Source organism: Fundidesulfovibrio agrisoli (assembly GCF_022808715.1).
GTDB lineage: Bacteria > Desulfobacterota > Desulfovibrionia > Desulfovibrionales > Desulfovibrionaceae > Fundidesulfovibrio > Fundidesulfovibrio agrisoli.
On the sequence record NZ_JAKZKX010000007.1, the window covers coordinates 26,068 to 44,432 of the forward strand.

Below are 18,365 nucleotides of genomic sequence, written 5' to 3' on the forward strand. Positions count from 1 at the left end.
GATCCCTGCCGGATGTCGCGATATTATGGCATGATGTCTCAAGAAACTGAATACCCCTATCGCAAGGGGCCGAAATACGTCCCCGAACGGAGTTTCAGGAGGGCTGAAGCGTTTCGGCCTCCAGGCCGCCGGTGACGCGCAGGGCTTCGTAGAGCAGTATGGAGGCCGCGTTGGCTATGTTGAGCGAACGCACGCAGCCCCTGATGGGGATGCGCACCAGGTGGGGCTGGCCCGCCAGCAGCTCATCCGGCAGGCCCTTGCTCTCGGAGCCGAAGACCAGGCAGTCGCCGTCGCGGTAGGAGAACTCGTGGTAGGGCGCGCCGATGATGCCCCGGTGCCCCGAGGATGTGAACACCAGCCTCTCAGGCCGCACGCCTTCGAGCATGGTCTGCCAGTCCGGCCAGACGGTGAGGCGCACGTGGGGCCAGTAGTCCAGCCCGGCGCGCTTGAGGTAGCGGTCGGTGAGCTTGAAGCCCAGGGGCTCCACCAGATGCAGGGGCATGTCCGTGGCGGCGCAGAGCCTGGCGATGGAGCCGGTGTTCTGGGGGATTTCCGGAGTGTAGAGGATGAGCTGGATCATGATGTTGCTGCGAACGCCTGAGATTCCGACCGCCTCCGCAAGGCCGTGATGCGGCGTCAGGGCTTGGGGCGGCTCTTGCCTATGCGCGTCTCGTCGCGCGTGTAGATGTCGCCCTTCTTGTCGATGCGGCCGGTGTAGGCCCCTGTGGGACCGTAGGAGCGCCCCTGCCCGTCGATGCGCCCCTTGTAGTTGCCGTAGCGGTCGTAGGCCTTGCCGTCCTCGCCTGTGCGGCCCACGTAGTTGCCGTAACGGTCGTAGGTGCGGCCGTCCTGCTCCACCCGACCCTGATAGAGGCCGTTGGCGTCGTAGATGTCCTGCTTCTGGGCCAGGGCGGGGGCCGCCTGGGCCAGGCAGGCCAGCAGGAGCAGATACGCCGGTGCGTTGCTCATCGCGCGCCTCCATCAGGAAGGGTGCTTTCCGGGCCGTGATGCACGCCGCTCGCTGAAAAAAGCAAAGCCCCGCAATTGCGAGGCTTTTGAGCTTTCGGTGGTGGGCGGCCGGGGATTTGAACCCCGGACTTCCACCGTGTGAAGATGGCACTCTAACCGCTGAGTTAGCCGCCCGCCGAGGTAAATAGGGAAACAGGCCCGGCTTGGCAAGCACTTTTTTTACAGATTGATTACCGTGCCGCTTTGAGGCAAGGAAACACCGGGGCGCGAACCCCCGCCACACCACGATCAAGAAGGTTCTCCATGCGTCTACTCGTCACCGGTGGGTGCGGCTTCATCGGCACCAATTTCGTCTACATGATGCTCGAGAAGCATCCCGAAGCGGTCATCGTCAACCTGGACAAGCTGACCTACGCAGGCAACCGCTTCAACCTGCTGCCCGTGGAGCGCCAGTACGGCGGCTCCCGCTATCATTTCATCCACGGCGACATCGGCAACGCCGAGCTGGTGGCCCACGCCATCACCACCCACAAGATCGACGCGGTGGTCAACTTCGCCGCCGAATCCCACGTGGACCGCTCCATCGCCGACTCCACCCCCTTCGTGCTCACCAACGTGCTGGGCACCCAGACCCTCTTGGAGACGGCCCGCCGCCTGGGCGTGCCCAAGTTCGTGCACGTCTCCACCGACGAGGTCTACGGCACCCTGGGCCCCACGGGCAAGTTCACCGAGGAGACGCCCATCGCGCCCAACAGCCCCTACTCGGCCTCCAAGGCCTCGGCGGACCTCATCTGCCGCGCCTTCCACGAGACCTACGGCTACGCGGTGACCATCACCCGCTGCTCCAACAACTACGGGCCCTACCAGTTCCCGGAGAAGCTCATCCCGCTGATGATCCTCAAGGCTTCGCGCGGCGAGAGCCTGCCCGTCTACGGCGACGGCATGAACGTGCGCGACTGGATCTACGTCACCGACCACTGCCGCGGCGTGGAGCTGACCCTGCTCAAGGGCCGCCCCGGCCAGGCCTACAACTTCGGCGGCAACGCGGAAAAGCCCAACATCGAGGTGGTCAAGACCATCCTGGCCTCCCTGGGCAAGCCCGAGAGCCTCATCAGCTACGTCACGGACCGCCCCGGGCACGACCGCCGCTACGCCATGGACTACTCCCTGGCCCAGCGCGAGCTCGGCTTCGAGCCCGAGGTCACCTTCGAGCAGGGCATCGCCCGCACCCTGGCCTGGTACCAGGAGAACACCGACTGGCTGGAGCAAGTGCAGAGCGGCGCCTACAGGGCCTTCATGGACACCTGGTACGGGGAGCGCAAGTAATGAAAGTCGCAGTGTTGGGCGGGCGCACCGGCCTGTTGGGCATGCCCCTGACCAGGGCCTTCGAGGCCGCCGGGTTCGAGACACGGCCCATCGGCCGCGCCGACTTCGACATCTGCGACCCCTCGGCCACGGGGGCCTTCCTGGACGAGTTCCAGCCCGACTGGGTGGTGAACGCCGTGGCCTACACGGCCGTGGACAAGGCCGAGGACGAGCCCGACGAGGCCGGCCGCCTGAACCGGGGCCTGCCCCAGATGCTCGGCAAGCTCTGCAAGAACCGGGGCGTGGGCCTGTTCCACTACAGCACCGACTTCGTGTTCGACGGCAGGAAGACCACCCCCTACACCGAGGAAGACCCCACCGGCCCCCTGTGCGTCTACGGGCAGAGCAAGCTCGACGGCGAGAAGGCCCTGGCCCAGGCCGCCCCGGAGAAGCTGATCGTGGCCCGCGTGGCCTGGCTCTTCGGGCCGGACAAGAAGAACTTCGTGCACACCATCCTGAACCTGGCCAAGCAGCGCGACGAACTGAGCGTGGTGCACGACCAGATCGGCTCGCCCTCCTACACCCCGGACCTGGCCGCCTACTCCGTGGCCCTGGTGCGGGCGGGGGCCACCGGGCTCTTCCACCTGGCAAACGCCGGGCGGGCAAGCTGGTGCGAGCTGGCCAGCGAGGCCGTGACCGCGGCCGGCCTGAGCTGCCAGGTGCGGGCCATCACCAGCGACCAGTGGCCCTTGAAGGCCAAGCGCCCGGCCTACTCCGTGCTCTCCACGGCCAAGTTCACCGAGGCCACCGGCGTGTCGCCGCGCCCCTGGCTGCAGGCCCTGCGGGAATACGTGTTCGCGAGCCTGGAAGTGGGGCCGGAATAACGCCACCCATGAATTGAAGAAAGGCGGCCCAGGGGCCGCCTTTTTTGTTTCCGGGCCGCTGGCCCGGGGGAAGCAAGAAAGCGTTGTCGCGCCCTAGTAATCCACCACCTTCTTAGGCAGCGTGACCAGCCAGAGCCTCGGCACCTCCCTGGTGGGGCGAATGCCGAACACGGCCTTGCTGGGCTGGTCGCCGTAAACCAGCTTCTTGCCGTCCGCGAGCATGTAGGAGGCCGGGTTGAGGCCCGGGGTGCCGTCCTTGTTGGCGGCGTAGCCCGATATCTGTCCTTCCAGCCCGAAGCCGTGGCCGCTCATGAAGGCCAGGGTGCGCCCGTCGGAGAGCAGGGTCATGCTCTCCACGAAGGGTTCGTTGAAGCCGGAGGCCTGCAGGTCCAGCACGAGGGTCTTCTTCGCCAGCCGGGTGCCCGCCTTGGCCCACTGCGCGGGTTCGACCAGGATCTCGGTGGGCTTGCCCTCCTCGTTGAACACGCGGCTGATGTTGTGGCCCTGGGAGAGGTCCGCCGCGAAGACGAGGCTGCGTGGCTTGCCCTCCTTGTCGATGCCCTGCTCCAGCACGAGCACCTTCTTGTCGGCGTAGGCCACCGGGTCGCCGGTGACCACCTGGGCGCGGTCCGGGAAGGTCTCGGTGTCTATGGGGTAGGCAAGCTGGCGCACCCGCTCCGAGTCGGGGTCGTACTCGATGATGCGGCTGAACACGGCGGGCACGCCGTCCACCGAGAGCACGCCGCGCATCATGGTGTGCACCTTGCCCACCGGGCTCAGGCTCACGCCGGAGAACCCCCAGCCGGGGCGGTGCGTGGCCAGGTAGGCTTCAAGTTCGTCCCCCGCGCCGAGCACCTCCAGCACGCGGCCGTCGCTTGGGGAGACGCGCAGCAAAGCCGGGCGGTAGCTGTCCGCGATCCAGTAGACGCCGCGCTTCACGTCGAAGGCCACGCCCTGCGGGTCGTATCCGCCCGGGGCGAAGGGCAGCCTGCCGAGCCCCAGGTCCAGCGGGACCACCACGGGCGCGCCGGTCATTTTAGGCATGGGGGGCAGGCCGCTGGCGGGCTTGCCGTCATCGTCGCGCAGGGGGATGGCCCCCACGAGCTCGGCCTTGTTGCCGGAGAGCTTCATGGTCACGATGGAGGGGTTATAGCCGGGGAGCACGAACAGGTCCGACCCGGTCCAGGCGTTGTCCTGCTGCACGGTGGGGCCGGGCAGCACAGGGCCGCGCCCGGTGAGGGTGTGCAGCACCATGGACCCGTCGGACTGGGCGATGGCGCAGTTGAGGCCGAAGCCCACGCCGGGCACGAGGCCCTGGGGGAAAAGCTGCTTCAGCCCGGCCGGAACCGGGATGTGCATGTTCTGGGGGATGACCACCTCCGCCGAGCGGATGGCGGCAGTCTGCGCGCGGGCCGGAACGACAAAGGCCGGGAGCGCCCAGACGGCGAGGAACAGCGCGGCGATCAAACGCGCGGGCATGCAAGGCCTCCTGAAGCCGTCAGGCTTTGAAATCTTGGGCTTCGATACCTAGCCGTTTCAAAATCTTCTGTAAACTCGCCCTCTCCAGTCCACTTACCCTGGCCGCCTCGGAGATGTTGCCCTTGGTGCGGGTGAGCAATTGGTCCACATAGGTGCGGGTGAAGGCGTCCAGGGCGTTGTTCTTGGCGTCCTGGTAGCTGCCCAGCATGGCCGGCGCGGCCTGGGGGGAGGTCTCGCCGCCGTCCACCAGCAGGGCGGCCTCGGCGTCGATGACATCGCCCGGCGAGAACACCACCAGCCTGCGCATGAAGTTGAGCAGCTGGCGCACGTTGCCCGGCCACTCGCGCCCGGCCAGGTAGCCCAGGGCGTCGGGGGTGAGCTCCTTGACGGGCAGGCTCATCTCCTCGCAGCTGCGCTGCATGAAGTGCACGGCAAGCAGGGGGATGTCCTCCCGGCGCTCGCGCAGGGGCGGGGTCTGGATGGTGAGCACGTTGAGGCGGTAGAATAGATCCTCCCGGAAGCTCTTGTCCTTGATCTTCTCGGCCAGGTGCTGGTTGGTGGAGGCCAGGATGCGCACGTCCACCTTCACGGTCTCGCTGCCGCCCACGGCCCGGACCTCGCGCTCCTGGAGCACGCGCAGCAGCTTGGTCTGGATGTTCATGGGGATGTCGCCGATCTCGTCGAGCAGGATGGTTCCGCCCTCCGCCGCCAGGAACAGGCCCTTGCTGGCCCTGTCCGCGCCGGTGAACGCGCCCTTGACGTGGCCGAACAGCTCCGACTCCAGCAGTTGCTCCGGTATGGCCGGGCAGTTCACCGAGAGCATGGCCCCCTGGCTGCGGCCGCTCAGGCGGTGGATGGCCCTGGCCACGGCCTCCTTGCCTGTGCCGGATTCGCCCTGGATGAGCACCGTGTAGTCCGACCCGGCCACGGCGGCGATGGTCTTCTTGAGCCGCAGCATGGGGGGGGACTCGCCGATGATCTCGAGCCCCGCCTCGCTGGCGGCCACGCTGCCGCGCAGCCGCCGGTTCTCGCGCAGCAGGCGGGAGCGCTCCAGGGCCTTTTCCAGGGCCATGAACAGGTTGTCCGGCTCCAGCGGCTTGGAGAGGAAGTCGTAGGCCCCGGTCTTGATGGCCGCCACGGCCGACTCCACGTCGCCGTGGGCCGTGAGCATGACCACCGTGAGCGAGGGGTCCAGGCGCATGGCCCGCTCCAACAGCTCCTGGCCGCCCATGCCGGGCATGCGCAGGTCGGTGAAGAGGATGTCGAAGCGCTGCTCCTCCAGCAGGCGCATGGCCTGCGAGCCGTCCTGCGCCAGGAGGACCTCCAGGTCGGGGTGGCGGGAGTTTATCAGCCGCGCCAGCCCCTTGGCGAAGTCGGGCTGGTCGTCGACCACCAGGATGGATTCAAGCCGCCTCACGCCCCGCCCCCTCCTTCGCGCCCGCCAGGGGCAGGCGCACGATGAACTCCGCCCCACCTTCGCTGCGCGCCACCACCGTGCCGCCCATGTCCTTCACCAGGCCGTAGACCACGGCCAAGCCCAGCCCCGTGCCCTTGCCCACCTCCTTGGTGGTGAAGAAGGGGTCGAAGATGCGGCCCAGATCCTCCTGGGCGATGCCCGGCCCGTTGTCCGACACCGAGAGCACGCCCTGCCCGCCCTCGACGAAGGCCCGCACGGCGATGGCCCCGCCGCCGGGCACGGCGTCCAGCGCGTTGATGAGCAGGTTGGAGAGCACCTGCTCCAGGGCGGAAGCGTCGGCCAGCACCGGTGGCAGGCCCTCCGGGGCGTCCACCTCCAGGCTGACGCCCGAGGCCGCCGCGTGGGCCTGGAACACCCCGGCTGTCTGGCGGGCCGCGCCTGCCAGGTCGCACGGGCCCGGGGCAGCCTGCCTGGGGCGCACGAAGTTGAGCAGGTCCCGCAGGACCTTCTGGGCCGTGCGGGTGTGCTTGAGGATGACCTCCACGTCCTCGCGCCCCGCCTGGCCCTCGCCCATGGAGGAGCGCAGCAGCTCGCCGTAGAAGAGGATCACCCCCAGGGGGTTGTTGATCTCGTGGGCCAGGCCCGCCGCCAGGCGGCCTACGGCCAGCAGCTTCTCGTTCTGCTGGGCCAGCTCCCGCATGCGCCGCTCGCCCGTGACCTCGCGGGCGTAGGCCACCAGCCGCACGCCCTGGCCCCTGTAGTCCGGCAGGGGGTAGAGCGAGGCCATGAAGGTGCGGTCTCCGGGCAGGCGCACCTCCCGGACGACGGGCTCCTCCAGTGCTTCGGGAGGGCCGCCGTCCCCCAGGCGGACCGCCTCCACGCCCAAGGCCCCCAGCAGCCTGGGCCTGCCGTCGCCGTCGTCCGGACCGGCCAGGGCCTGGGCCGAGCGGTTGGCCAGCAGCACCCTGCCCTGCCCGTCCAGCAGGGCCACCGGGTCGGAGATGCCCTCGAACACGGCCTGGAGCATGTCGTTCTGGCGCAGCAGGTTGTCCAGCGCGTCCATGTTCTCGAGCACCACGCCCAGCTGCTGCCCCACCGCCAGGAGCACCTCCTGCGGCAGGTTCTCGGGCTGGCCGCCCGGCGCCCAGCAGATGGTCAGCACCCCGAGCGTGGTGTCGGGCGTCTGCACGGGGATGTTGGCGCAGCCGTGCTGGAAGTCCGCCACGCCGCCCCCGGCCAGGCTCTGCCAGTGGTAGGGCACCGGCCCGGTGTCGCCGGGGTCCGGCCAGGAGCGGGTGCCCCCGGTTATCCCCGAGGCCATGGTGCAGCAGTAGACGACACGCTGGGCGTTGAAGCGCCTGGCGATGAGCTCCAGGCAGGCGTCCAGCAGCTCCACCCTGTCCTGGCTGCGGTTGAAGCCGCTGAGCAGGTTCACGAACAGGCCCACGTCCGCCCTGCGGGCTTCGGCCTCGCGGGAGAGGTCCTGCGTGCGCACGGCCACCATGGACTCCAGGTTGGAGGCGTAGGATTTGAGCTGCGCCCTGGCCTGGCTCAGGCTGTCCGCGAAGTGCTCCAGGGAGCCGAGCATCCCCTCGATCTCGTCGGAGCGCTGCAGCACGGTGCGCGGGGCGTCCAGCGGGGCCGCGTCCGGGAAGTGGCGCGCCATGACCACCTGGGCCCGGCGCAGGTTGTGCACCACCAGGCGGTTGAAGAAGAAGTAGATGGTGCCGAAGAGGATCAGCGCGCCCACGCTGAACATGAGCACGAAGCCCAGAGTGGCGCCCCTGATGCGCAGCTCGCTGGCGCGCATGGGCAGGCGCACCACGTGCGCCCCGGCCAGCTCGCCCTCCTTGCGGCCGAAGCCCCTGTCGGCCCCGAACGTCGCCACCAGGTCGCGCGGGGCGTCGGCCGGGTCGCCGTGGCAGCGCAGGCAGAAGCCCTGGTAGCGCACGGGCTGGGCCATGATGAAGGTCTCCTGCCCGTTCTCGTCGACGAGGGCCTCGGCCCACTCCAGGTCGGAGTCGCGCTGGAAGCGCTGGATGAAGTCGCGCTCCAGCCCGGCGGCTTCCAGGTCCGGGCTGCGGGCCCCGATGGCCACGCGCCGGAAGCGGTAGGAGTCCGCATCCTTGCCGCCGCCCTGCCCCCCGCCGCCCATGGCCGCGCGCGCCAGCGCCGTGCAGGACATGGCCTCCAGGAGCCCCTCGTTCTGAAGCAGCGGCCCGGTCATCACCGGGCGCAGGTTGTTCTGCACGTACACGTGCAGCGACTCCACGCCCCTCAGGATCACCTGGGCCTTGCCGCGCGTCTCCTGCTCCAGGGTTTCGCGCAGATACTGCTGGAGCAGGTAGACGAAGAAGACGCCCGCCACGGCCATGATGACCGCCAGGCCGATGATGAACTTGGTCTGCAGGTTGCGTGGCTTGAAGAGGCTCATGGTCGCGCTCCCTCCGCGCCGGGGGAGCCGGGGCGGGCTTGACTGGCGGCCTTGCAGGGGCCAGATGAATACTACTGGAGGAGACGCCGTGACGAGCACCTGCCTCGATGACGGATACGAAATCTTCTGGGTCACCCGGACCCTGGCCGTGGGCGCCATGCCTTGCAAGCCCGAGCACGTGGAGCTGCTCAAGGCCGAGGGGTTGTGCTGCGTGCTCAACCTCTGCGCCGAGTTCTGCGACCTGGCGGACTACGAGCGCGACTACGGCTTCCAGGTGCGCTACCTGCCCATAGACGACATGGGCGTGCCCGAGCCCGGCCCGTTGACCTCCGCCCTGGAGTGGGTGGACGCCTCCATCGCGGGGGGAGACAAGGTGCTCATCCACTGCCGCTTCGGCATGGGCCGCACCGGGCTGGTGCTGGCCTGCTGGCTGGCTCTGCACGGGCTGTGCCTGGATGCCCCGCCCGAGGAGCTGGCCCGGGCCGGCCTGGTGGGCTGCGCCCCGCGCGCCCGCCCAGCCTCGCCGCAGCAGCGCCGCTTCGTGGACGGGTGGCTGGCCCGGCAGGGGGTGCGGCGCCCCGGCTTGTGGCGCACCCTCCGCCGGAAGCTATTCGGTTCCTGAGCGGGGGGGCGCGTCCCTGCGTCCCCATGGGTGCATTCCGAAGAACGCACCCTGTAAACTCCGGTTAGCAAAACACCAGCGCCCTGTCCAGCCCCAATCTCACTATATCCTATCAAAACAGCTTGTTACAATTAATTGCAGCCAGCGTGGCAAGTTGGCACCGCGATTGCTAATACAGACGCGGGTTGGTTGTAGTGAGGCGATGCCGCGAGAAGAGAGCGCTCGCGAGCGTCAGCTCACCGAGTCGAGAGGCATGGGCTGTGCCCGGTCTCTTCCTCAGGGAGGGCCGCGGGGATGACGATCCTCGCGGCCCTTGCATTGTGAAATCATTCCTTTGCCATTTCCGCATTTTCCACTTGCCTTTCATCATTCCTTGACTAACTTCTGCCTACATGGCCCCATTAGCTCACGACATCAGGCAAGCCTGCCGTTTTGAAAACCGCCTGGACATGCGCTGCGAGATCACGAACATGATCGAGCAGGCTCCTCCGGCCGTGCGCGTCGCTATCCTGCACCTGCTGGTCTCCATCAAGACCAGCCTCGACATCCTTGTGAAGCGCCCCGACTTCCTCGGCCTGGAAACCCCGGTAAGAAGCTGGGAGGAGCTGCTCACCTGCCTCACCGAGCTGCGCCTCGACCTGGACAGGGTGAAGTCCTCCCGTTTGGCCCGGCTGCGCCACTGCCACCCGCACTTCGTGGAGCTCGAGCACCGCTTCGAGCTGCTCAAGCGCGCCTACGAGCGCAGCACCCTGACCATCGAGATCATCTACGAGCTGATCGCCGCCGGGCAGGAATTCACCACGGCGGAAGAAGTGCTGGAGCAATCGGGAGAGATACTTCTGCGCGAACTCGGGGCGGACCTGTTCGTCTGCCGCCTGCGCGACGAGGAAGGCAACTGGATCAACGTGGCCGCCTCCGACGCCGAGAACCGCCAGACCCCCATCTTCGTCTGGGCCATGGAGGACTCGCTCCCCAACCACCCCGTGATGCGCGCCGTGCACGAGCGCGGGGTGTTCCACGTGCTCTCCAACGACCTGCGCGGCCTGGAGCGCGGCGGCGAATCAGTGGACTGCATGGCCTACCAGGAGGGCTACCGCTCCCGCCTGGCCTTCCTGCTGCGCTCGGACTGCTACGCCTTCGGGGCCATCAACCTCTATTCGCACCAGCCCGCCTTCTTCGACCGCTACGACTCCCAGTTCCTGGCGGACGCCTCCAAGATCATCTCGCTCACCGTGGGGCGCCAACTCGAGGTCGGCAAGGACGCCCTGGCCAAGGCCGCTGGCGGCATGGCCCACGTGGGCAACAACGTGCTGGGCATCATGATGAACTACAACGCCCTGGTCATGGAGGAGCTTGAATTCCTCGCCGGGGACGTGCGCGCCGCCCTGGAGCGCCCGCTGCCCAAGGAGGCCGAATCCCTGGCCGCCGAAGTCGGGGAGCTGCGCGACCTCCTCAAGGAGCTGGACCTGGAGCGCAAGGTCAACTCCCTCAAGGGTGTTGAGGAAGCCATCCTGCGCCTCAAGGCCGCCATCGAGAACCTGCTGGCCCAGGTGCACAAGCCCGTGATGATGCCCTACGTGCGGGGGCAGGAAGTGCTGGATCTGGAGCACACGGGCTAGACCCGCCTCCCTTGACAGCCCCTCCCCCCGTTGTTAGCTCTCTGGCACTCTCAAGACCGGAGTGCCAACCCATGCTGGACCAAGCCCTGACCCCGCGGGAAATCGAAGTCCTCACGGCCATCGTGGAGGACTACATCGCCAAGGCGCAGCCCGTTGGCTCCCGCACGGTCTCCAAGTCCGGCAGGTCGCACCTCTCCCCGGCCTCCATCCGCAACACCATGTCCGACCTGACGGACAAGGGCTACCTGGCCCAGCCGCACACCTCGGCCGGGCGCGTGCCCACGCCCCTGGCCTTCCGCCTCTACCTGGACCAGGTGATGCAGCTGCGCCCCCTGGCCGTGCCCACCCAGCAGATGATGCAGGCCCAGCTCGGCAACGCCGGCCTTGAGATAGACGACATGCTGCGCCACGCCTCGCGCCTGCTCTCGCGCGTCTCCAACCAGGTGTGCATGGTGCTCGCGCCCAGGCACTCGCAGGCCCTGTGGCGGCAGATCGATTTCGTGCTCCTGCGCCCCGGGCTGGTCATGGCCATCCTGGTGCTGCAGGGCGGGCTGGTGCAGAAGCGCGTGGTCAGCGTCGCGGAGGACATCCGCGCCGACGATCTGGTGCACTTCGGCAACTACCTGAACCATCATTTCCAGAACCTCACCGTGGCCCAGGTGCGCTCCCGCATCATCGCGGAGATGGGCGCGGCCGAGCGCGAGCTGTCCTCCCTCACGGGGCGGGCCATGCGCCTGGCCATGGACGCCTTCTCCGCCACGGAGACGCCCGAGGTGTTCGTGGAGGGCACGCTGAACATGCTCTCCCAGCCGGAGTTCTCCGACATCGCGGCCATGCGCGACATCCTCAAGGCCCTGGAGGATCGCACCCGCCTGCTGGAGGTTCTGGACAAGACCATGGACGAATACCGCACCGTGGTCGTCCTCGGCGAGGAGGCCAAGGTGGGCGACCTGGCCGCCTGCGGCCTGGTGAGCGCGCCCTACGGCCCGCAAGGCGCGCCGCTGGGCTCCGTGAGCGTGATCGGGCCCATCCGCATGGACTACGCCGAGGTGGTGCCCCTTGTGGATTACACCGCCCGGCTGATATCGACCATGCTGGGCCGCCATTTCTAGCCCGCCCCCCAGGCCGCAAAGCATTTCCAAGCATTATCAAGGAGCGATGCATGACGCTTGAAAACGATACCCCCGAAACCCCGGCCGAAGAGGCCGCCCCCCTGACCCCCGAAGAGGAGATCGCCGCGCTCAAGCAGGCCGTGGCCGCCGAGACCGACAAGCGCCTGCGCGCCCTGGCCGACGCCGAGAACCTCAAGAAGCGCCTGATCCGGGAGAAGGAGGAGTTCGTCAAGTTCGCCGCCGAAGGCGTGCTGGCCGACCTGCTGCCCGTGCTGGACAACCTGGACCTGGCCCTGGCCCACGGCCGCACCGTGGCCGCCTGCAAGGACGTGGTCATGGGCGTGGACATGACCCGCAAGATCTTCCTGGACACCCTGGCCCGCCATGGCCTTGAGCCCTGCGGCCAGGCGGGCGAGGAATTCAACCCCGAGTTCCACGAGGCCGTGGGCATGCAGCCCGGCGGCAAGACGCCCCCCAACCACGTGATCCAGGTCATGCTCTCGGGCTACCGCCTGCGCGGACGCCTGCTGCGCCCGGCCAAGGTGCTGGTGAGCCAGGGGGAATAATCCCGCTATTTTCGGGGTGTACCCCTTTACACACCGATTATCCGACTTATTATCGGGTCTCGAAGCGCCCGCCCAGCGGGCGCAACTTATGAGAAGACATAATCCGGTTCCCAAGCGACACCGGTAGACATCACCCCCCTCAAGGAGGAACGGATTCAATGGGCAAAATCATCGGGATCGACCTCGGCACCACCAACTCGTGCGTCTACGTCATGGAGGGCAAGGACCCCAAGTGCGTCATCACCCCCGAAGGCGGGCGCACCACCCCCTCCATCGTCGCCTTCACCAAGGAACGCCTCGTGGGCGAGATCGCCAAGCGCCAGGCCGTCACCAACCCTGAGCGCACCATCTTCGCGGTCAAGCGCCTCATGGGCCGCTCCTTCAATTCCCCCGAAGTGGCCAACTGGCTCACCCACTGCCCCTACAAGATCGTCGAGGGCGCCAACGGCGAGGCCGCCGTGGAAGTCGACGGCAAGAAGTACTCGGCCCCCGAGATCTCGGCCATGATCCTGGCCAAGCTGAAGTCCGACGCGGAAGCCAGCCTGGGCGAGACCGTCACCGAAGCGGTCATCACCGTCCCGGCCTACTTCAACGACTCCCAGCGCCAGGCCACCAAGGACGCCGGCCGCATCGCGGGCCTCGACGTCAAGCGCATCATCAACGAGCCCACGGCCGCCTCCCTGGCCTACGGCTTCGACAAGAAGGCCAACGAAAAGATTGCCGTGTTCGACCTTGGCGGCGGCACCTTCGACATCTCCATTCTGGAAGTGGGCGACAACGTTGTGGAAGTCCGCTCCACCAACGGCGACACCTTCCTGGGCGGCGAAGACTTCGACCATCGCGTCATCCAGTACCTGGTGGACGAGTTCAAGCGCGAGAACGGCATCGACCTTTCGCAGGACCGCATGGCCCTGCAGCGTCTGAAGGAAGCGGCGGAAAAGGCCAAGAAGGAGCTCTCCACCGCCATGGAGACCGAGGTCAACCTGCCCTTCATCACCGCCGACGCCAACGGCCCCAAGCACATGATGGTCAAGCTCTCGCGCGGCAAGCTGGAGAAGCTGGTGGAAGACCTCGTGGAGCGCACCGCCGGGCCCTGCAAGAAGGCCCTGGCCGACGCGGGTCTCTCCGCCTCCGACATCGATGAGATCATCCTCGTGGGCGGCATGACCCGCATGCCCATGGTGCAGCAGAAGGTGAAGGAGCTCTTCGGAAAGGACCCCAACCTCTCCATGAACCCCGACGAAGTCGTGGCCATGGGCGCGGCCATCCAGGGCGGCATCCTGGCGGGCGACGTCAAGGACGTGCTCCTGCTCGACGTCACCCCGCTGTCGCTGGGCATCGAGACCATGGGCGGCGTGTTCACCAAGCTCATCGAGCGCAACACGACCATCCCCACCCGCAAGTCGCAGGTGTTCACCACGGCCGCCGACAACCAGCCCTCGGTGTCCATCCACGTCATGCAGGGCGAGCGCCCCATGGCCTCCGACAACATGACCCTGGGCCGCTTCGAGCTCACCGGCCTGCCCGCCGCCCCCCGCGGCGTGCCGCAGATCGAGGTCAGCTTCGACATCGACGCCAACGGCATCGTCAACGTCTCCGCCAAGGACACGGCCACCGGCAAGCAGCAGTCCATCCAGATCACCGCTTCCTCCGGCCTCTCCGAAGCCGAGATCCAGAAGCTGATCAAGGACGCCGAGTCCCACGCTTCCGACGACAAGAAGAAGCAGGAGGTCATCGAGGCCCGCAACCACGCCGACACCCTGGTCTACACCACCGAGAAGACCCTGCGCGACCTGGGCGAGAAGGTGGAGGCCGTGGCCAAGGCCGAGATCGAGGCCAAGATCGAGCGCCTGAAGGAAGCCATGAAGGGCGATGACGCCGACTCCATCAAGAAGGGCACCGAGGAGCTCTCCCAGGTGGCCCACAAGCTGGCCGAGCAGCTCTACCAGCAGCAGGGCGCCCAGCCCGGCGGCCCCGAGGCCGGAGCAGCCGGCGCGGCTGGCGGCGCCCAGCCCGGCGGACACGGCAAGGACGAGGACGTGGTGGACGCGGACTACACCGAAGTGAAGAAATAGCCGCGCCGACGCGACTACAGAGATGACGAGGCCCGGCCGGGGAAACCCGGCCGGGCTTTTTTAGTAGGGAGAGCGAAGAGAAGAGGGATGTGCCTCCGGCGGCCAGGGGCGCTGCCCCTGGACCCCGCGAGAGGGAGTTCCTCCCTCTCGACTCCCTTTCGGCTTCGCGCCGGGCGCGGTTACGAGCCGACCGTGCTAGTAGGTGTTGGCCAGGCAGACCCAGCCGAACTGCTTGGAGCCGGGCACTTCAACGTAGGCCCAGCCCTCGCCGTCGTTCCACCAGACGTTGAGCGGCTGATTGTGCGCGAGCTTCATGACCACGCCGCTGGTGGTGCCCTGCCCGTCGCGCAGGGGCAGGTCGGTGAAGCCAGCGCGCACGACCTTGCCCGTGTTGGAGCCGATCATGGCGGGCTCAACGTACAGGGCCGAGGCCGGAAGCGCGTAAAGGACCGTCGCCACGATGGCGCACGCCACCCCAACCAACCATTTGCGATTGCGATTCATGAGGTTCTCCTTGGGGTTAGAATTGAGGCCGGAGCGCGGCGCTTAACGCGCCGGTCGCCCGGTCACGCTCTCCTCGCACATACAGCAGTGAGAAGGTGGGATCAGCTCCAATTCTATACGGAATGCGCGCGTGATGGGCAAGAATCTTGTGAGGCCCTTTGCGGGAGGAACGGACTGGCGGGGTGAACCAGATGCCCGGGGCGGATGCCCGGGGCAGATTCACGAGGCGGGCGCACGAGGCGGAGCTGGGTGGCGCCGCCCTGGCCCCCGCGAGAGGGAGTTCCTCCCTCTCGACTTCGCGGGGGACAAGTACTGTTGGGTTTTCCTTCGTCCCGTGGTCGCCAACCGCAGAAGTAGGACGAAAAAGAGGCTCGTAATAATATGGGGTTCCAAAGGGCGAAGCCCTTTGGCCGCCGGAGGCCTTCTCCCCCCAGCGCTCTCTCCTACCCCAGCCTGTCCGCCAGCCGCCGCAGCAGCGTCGCGGCCTTGGCCCGGATGCCTACACGGGACTTTCGCGCAGCACCGCCGTGCCCGGCCAGTTCCGGCAGCCGCTCCAGGATGGCCCTGGCGGCGATCTCGGCCCCGGCGCGGGTCAGCCCCGCGCAGTGCGAGAAATGCTCCTTGGGCTTGCCCTTCACGTGCTTCGTCAGCACCCGGCAGCAGGAGGAGGCGTGCGCGCCCTTGAACCTGTCGTGAATCTCCCGCGAGACGCGGCGCACTTCGGCGGAGGGAAGCTTCCCGGAAAGAAACCACGAGGCCGCCAGCACCGCGCCGGACATGGCCCCGCAGGCGCACCCGGCCTCGCCCAGGCCCTGGCCGAAGCCCATGGCCAGGCCTCTGGCCCGCTCGCGCGGGAGCCCGCCGCCCAGGGCATCGTTCAGGGCGCAGAAGATGGCCTCGGCGCAGTACATCTCGCGGGAGAGAAACAAACCCTTCGCAACGTCCGCAATGTTTCCGATCAGCACTTCATGCATGCACACTGGGTGGCAGCAGCGGCCGTAAAATGCAACCCAGGTTTTTCCGATGTCTCGCGGCCCTCTCCATCGCGCCCCCCAATCCTTGATTTGAGGCCCAAGCGGAGCTACAAGAGGCAAATCCCACGCACATCCTCACAAGGGTTCACCCGCATGAGCACCACCCGCACTTTCAGCGTGCTTTTCATCCTGCTTCTTTTCGCCCTCTCCGGCTGCACGGGCTTCAACCTGGGTCCCGACACCCCGCCCACCAACGCCCAGGAGCAGGCAGCGCTCCAGAACAAGGCCGACGAGGCCTGGCATGCCGGTAAAAGGGAACGCGCCCTGAGCCTCTACCAACTGGTGCTGCAAGGCCAGGCCCTCACCCGCGAGGCCAAGCTGCTGGCCCTGGAGCGCTCCGCCCGCCTCGCCCTGGACCTGGACCGCGGCCCCGAGGCCAAGCAGGCCCTGGAGACCTGGGCCTCCGTGGAGCCCAAGGCCAAGTCCACCTGGGAGTGGACCGAGCTGATGGTGGCGGCCATGGACCGCTCCGGGCAGGACCGCCAGGCCGAGGAGCTGCTGGCCAAGATCATCCAGACCAGGGGAGCGGCTTTTTCCTTCACCAGCCAGGCGGGCATCGAGCTGGCCCGGCGCTACGCCTCCCGCGATTTCGCCAGCCAGGCCGCCCAGGTGCTGCGCACGCTGCACGCCAAGGCCCCCAACCGCAAGGCCCGCGCCCAATACGAGGCCGACACCGCGCGCATGTTCTCCAAGCTGAGCCCCAAGGGTTTGACCGCCATGCTGAGCACGGTCAACGAGGCCAACCACAACGTCTTCCCCTACAACCTGGCCGCCTTCGAGGACGCGCGCCGCACCGCCCTGTACAACCCCGGCGAGATGGGCAAGGCGCAGGAGCTGGCCGACAGGCTGGCCAAGTCCTCCGACCTGGCCGACAGGGGCCTGCCCGGCCGCATCCTGGCCAAGGGCGTCGAGGCCGCCACGGGCGCCGTGGCCGAGGCCCCGCCCCTGCCCGAGAAGGATGTGGAGCCGGTGAAGCCGGGCTCCGTCTCCGTGGCCATGCTCCTGCCCCAGACCGGGCAGCTGCGCGGGCTGGCGGGCAAGGTGCTGGCCGGGGCCAACGCGGCCAAGGCCCAGCTGGCGGCCCAGGGCATCCAGGTGGACATCCGCGTCATCAACACCGACGACCCCAACTACGTGGACCAGCTGGTGGCCCTGCCCCATGAGGTCATGCTCGTGGGCGGCCCCATGCACACCAGCTACTTCAAGAACCTGCCCCAGAGCGGCGAACTCTCCCGCCGGGTGTTCCTCTCCTTCACGCCCGAGGTGGCCGACGCCGAGGAAGGCAAGCAGATCTGGCGCTTCTTCTGGAGCCCGGCCGACGAGGTCAACGCCGTGCTGAACCTGCCCATCGAGGAGGGCCTGAACAAGTTCGGCGTGCTCTACCCCGAGGACCGCATGGGCAAGCGCCTGGCCGACGCCTTCACCTCCGCCGTGGCCGCCCGCGGCGGCGAGGTGACATCCATCCAGCCCTACCCCCCGCAGGACGTGCCCAAGTGGGGCGAGATCGTGCGCACCATGGTCAGGGCCACGCCCAAGGGCACGGACGGCAAGAGCTTCAACGTGCGCCCGGACTTCCAGGCCGTGTTCATCCCGGACGAGCTCCAGCGCGCCGACCACATCATCGGCCAGTTGCAGTACTACCAGGCCGACTCGCTCATCATCCTGGGCCCCCAGCTTTGGACCGAGGCCCTGGGCGGCGCGCAGAAGCCCAACATCTCCCCGCCCAACTACCGCTACGCCTTCTGCTCCGGGGCCTGGTGGGCGCAGTCGCCCTCCAAGGCGGTGGGCGAGCTGCGCACCCAACTGGCCAGGGACAAACAGGGCGAGCCCGATTTCTGGAGCGCCCTTGGCTTCGACTTCATCCGCCTGGCCGCCAACACGGGGGCCATGCCCAAGGACCCGGCCCCCTCCGAGGTCACCGCCCGCCTCAACGAGGCCTCCAAGAAGATGGAATGGGCCCTGGCCCCCATCACCTGGGACGGCTCCGGGCACGCGCGCATGGCCATGCACTTCCTGCGCCCCTCGGTGGAGGGGCTGGCCGCCGTGGACCGCGAGGGCTTCAAGGAGCGCCTGGACGCCGCGACCAACAAGCCCGCCGCGGGCGCCGTGCCTCCGGCCGCTCCGGGGACTATCCAGGCTGCTCCAGGCCAGGCCGCTCCGGCTCCGGGCCAAGCTCCGGCCCCCATGAGGCCCGCCCCGGCTCCGGCCCAATAGAGTCCGGCCCTTAAAGAGTCCGGATCAAGAGAACCGGACGCCATACCGCCACGCCAGAAGCGGGGGCGCCCCCCCGGGCGGCCGCCCGGGGTGGGGGCCAAACCCCCCCAACCGAAAAACCAGGGGGTGGG

Annotated in this window: 15 protein-coding genes and 1 tRNA gene; 8 read left to right on the forward strand and 8 right to left on the reverse strand. The window is 67.8% G+C overall.

Going from position 1 to position 18,365, the window contains the following annotated elements; genetic code table 11:
- Positions 1–94 precede the first annotated feature (94 nt).
- From MLE27_RS06970 to MLE27_RS06980, 3 genes are all read right to left on the reverse strand, one after another.
- The gene (locus MLE27_RS06970; protein ID WP_423747974.1) at positions 95–577 is read right to left on the reverse strand and encodes a tRNA (cytidine(34)-2'-O)-methyltransferase; all 483 of its coding nucleotides are present in this window, start codon (positions 575–577) and stop codon (positions 95–97) included.
- Positions 578–636: 59 nt separating this feature from the next.
- Positions 637–969: a hypothetical protein gene (locus MLE27_RS06975; RefSeq protein WP_243311342.1), complete on the reverse strand. Its 333-nt coding sequence runs from the start codon at positions 967–969 to the stop codon at positions 637–639.
- Positions 970–1,067: 98 nt separating this feature from the next.
- Positions 1,068–1,143, reverse strand: a tRNA-Val gene (locus tag MLE27_RS06980).
- A 129-nt stretch (positions 1,144–1,272) separates the two neighbouring features.
- Between MLE27_RS06980 and rfbB the strand changes: the two genes are divergently transcribed.
- Entirely contained in the window at positions 1,273–2,295 is a 1,023-nt protein-coding gene (gene rfbB / locus MLE27_RS06985; RefSeq protein WP_243311343.1) for a dTDP-glucose 4,6-dehydratase, read from the forward strand.
- Positions 2,295–3,158: a dTDP-4-dehydrorhamnose reductase gene (rfbD, locus tag MLE27_RS06990; RefSeq protein WP_243311344.1), complete on the forward strand. Its 864-nt coding sequence runs from the start codon at positions 2,295–2,297 to the stop codon at positions 3,156–3,158. The genes rfbB and rfbD overlap by 1 nt, the downstream gene beginning before the upstream one ends.
- 93 nt (positions 3,159–3,251) lie before the next feature.
- Here the strand turns inward: rfbD and MLE27_RS06995 are convergent, their stop codons facing one another.
- The 3 genes from MLE27_RS06995 to MLE27_RS07005 are packed head-to-tail and all read right to left on the reverse strand — an operon-like array spanning position 3,252 to position 8,488.
- Positions 3,252–4,637, reverse strand: coding sequence for an esterase-like activity of phytase family protein (locus MLE27_RS06995; protein ID WP_243311345.1), 1,386 nt, complete (start codon positions 4,635–4,637; stop codon positions 3,252–3,254).
- A 19-nt stretch (positions 4,638–4,656) separates the two neighbouring features.
- Positions 4,657–6,054, reverse strand: coding sequence for a sigma-54-dependent transcriptional regulator (locus tag MLE27_RS07000; protein ID WP_243311346.1), 1,398 nt, complete (start codon positions 6,052–6,054; stop codon positions 4,657–4,659).
- Entirely contained in the window at positions 6,041–8,488 is a 2,448-nt protein-coding gene (locus tag MLE27_RS07005; RefSeq protein ID WP_243311347.1) for a c-type heme family protein, read from the reverse strand. Before MLE27_RS07005 ends, MLE27_RS07000 begins: the two co-directional genes overlap by 14 nt.
- Before the next feature lie 88 nt (positions 8,489–8,576).
- Here MLE27_RS07005 and MLE27_RS07010 point away from each other — a divergent pair, with 88 nt between their 5' ends.
- The 5 genes from MLE27_RS07010 (at position 8,577) to dnaK (ending at position 14,482) form a co-directional block, all read left to right on the forward strand.
- The gene (locus MLE27_RS07010; protein ID WP_243311348.1) at positions 8,577–9,110 is read left to right on the forward strand and encodes a protein-tyrosine phosphatase family protein; all 534 of its coding nucleotides are present in this window, start codon (positions 8,577–8,579) and stop codon (positions 9,108–9,110) included.
- A gap of 449 nt (positions 9,111–9,559) precedes the next feature.
- The gene (locus MLE27_RS07015) at positions 9,560–10,729 is read left to right on the forward strand and encodes a histidine kinase (protein WP_243311349.1); all 1,170 of its coding nucleotides are present in this window, start codon (positions 9,560–9,562) and stop codon (positions 10,727–10,729) included.
- Positions 10,730–10,800: 71 nt separating this feature from the next.
- Positions 10,801–11,841, forward strand: a complete 1,041-nt coding sequence (gene hrcA, locus MLE27_RS07020; RefSeq protein WP_243311350.1) for a heat-inducible transcriptional repressor HrcA — start codon at positions 10,801–10,803, stop codon at positions 11,839–11,841.
- A 50-nt stretch (positions 11,842–11,891) separates the two neighbouring features.
- Positions 11,892–12,407, forward strand: a complete 516-nt coding sequence (locus MLE27_RS07025; protein ID WP_243311351.1) for a nucleotide exchange factor GrpE — start codon at positions 11,892–11,894, stop codon at positions 12,405–12,407.
- 158 nt (positions 12,408–12,565) lie between these two features.
- Complete coding sequence (gene dnaK / locus MLE27_RS07030; protein WP_243311352.1) at positions 12,566–14,482, forward strand: molecular chaperone DnaK; 1,917 nt, start codon at positions 12,566–12,568, stop codon at positions 14,480–14,482.
- Positions 14,483–14,677: 195 nt separating this feature from the next.
- Here dnaK and MLE27_RS07035 read toward each other — a convergent pair whose 3' ends face one another.
- Positions 14,678–14,986, reverse strand: coding sequence for an SH3 domain-containing protein (locus MLE27_RS07035; protein ID WP_243311353.1), 309 nt, complete (start codon positions 14,984–14,986; stop codon positions 14,678–14,680).
- A 443-nt stretch (positions 14,987–15,429) separates the two neighbouring features.
- Entirely contained in the window at positions 15,430–15,915 is a 486-nt protein-coding gene (locus tag MLE27_RS07040; RefSeq protein WP_243311354.1) for a C-GCAxxG-C-C family protein, read from the reverse strand.
- A gap of 198 nt (positions 15,916–16,113) precedes the next feature.
- On the opposite strand from MLE27_RS07040, the gene MLE27_RS07045 reads away from it, so the two are divergent.
- The gene (locus MLE27_RS07045) at positions 16,114–18,234 is read left to right on the forward strand and encodes a penicillin-binding protein activator (protein WP_243311355.1); all 2,121 of its coding nucleotides are present in this window, start codon (positions 16,114–16,116) and stop codon (positions 18,232–18,234) included.
- Positions 18,235–18,365: the final 131 nt, after the last annotated feature.

Bases quoted from the DNA above. Each gene is read 5' to 3' on its own strand.
- MLE27_RS06975 (WP_243311342.1), bottom strand. From the start codon at position 969: ATGAGCAACGCACCGGCGTATCTGCTCCTGCTGGCCTGCCTGGCCCAG.
- rfbB (WP_243311343.1), top strand. From the start codon at position 1,273: ATGCGTCTACTCGTCACCGGTGGGTGCGGCTTCATCGGCACCAATTTC.
- rfbD (WP_243311344.1), top strand. From the start codon at position 2,295: ATGAAAGTCGCAGTGTTGGGCGGGCGCACCGGCCTGTTGGGCATGCCC.
- MLE27_RS06995 (WP_243311345.1), bottom strand. From the start codon at position 4,637: ATGCCCGCGCGTTTGATCGCCGCGCTGTTCCTCGCCGTCTGGGCGCTC.
- MLE27_RS07005 (WP_243311347.1), bottom strand. From the start codon at position 8,488: ATGAGCCTCTTCAAGCCACGCAACCTGCAGACCAAGTTCATCATCGGC.
- MLE27_RS07015 (WP_243311349.1), top strand. From the start codon at position 9,560: ATGCGCTGCGAGATCACGAACATGATCGAGCAGGCTCCTCCGGCCGTG.
- hrcA (WP_243311350.1), top strand. From the start codon at position 10,801: ATGCTGGACCAAGCCCTGACCCCGCGGGAAATCGAAGTCCTCACGGCC.
- MLE27_RS07025 (WP_243311351.1), top strand. From the start codon at position 11,892: ATGACGCTTGAAAACGATACCCCCGAAACCCCGGCCGAAGAGGCCGCC.
- dnaK (WP_243311352.1), top strand. From the start codon at position 12,566: ATGGGCAAAATCATCGGGATCGACCTCGGCACCACCAACTCGTGCGTC.
- MLE27_RS07035 (WP_243311353.1), bottom strand. From the start codon at position 14,986: ATGAATCGCAATCGCAAATGGTTGGTTGGGGTGGCGTGCGCCATCGTG.
- MLE27_RS07045 (WP_243311355.1), top strand. From the start codon at position 16,114: ATGAGCACCACCCGCACTTTCAGCGTGCTTTTCATCCTGCTTCTTTTC.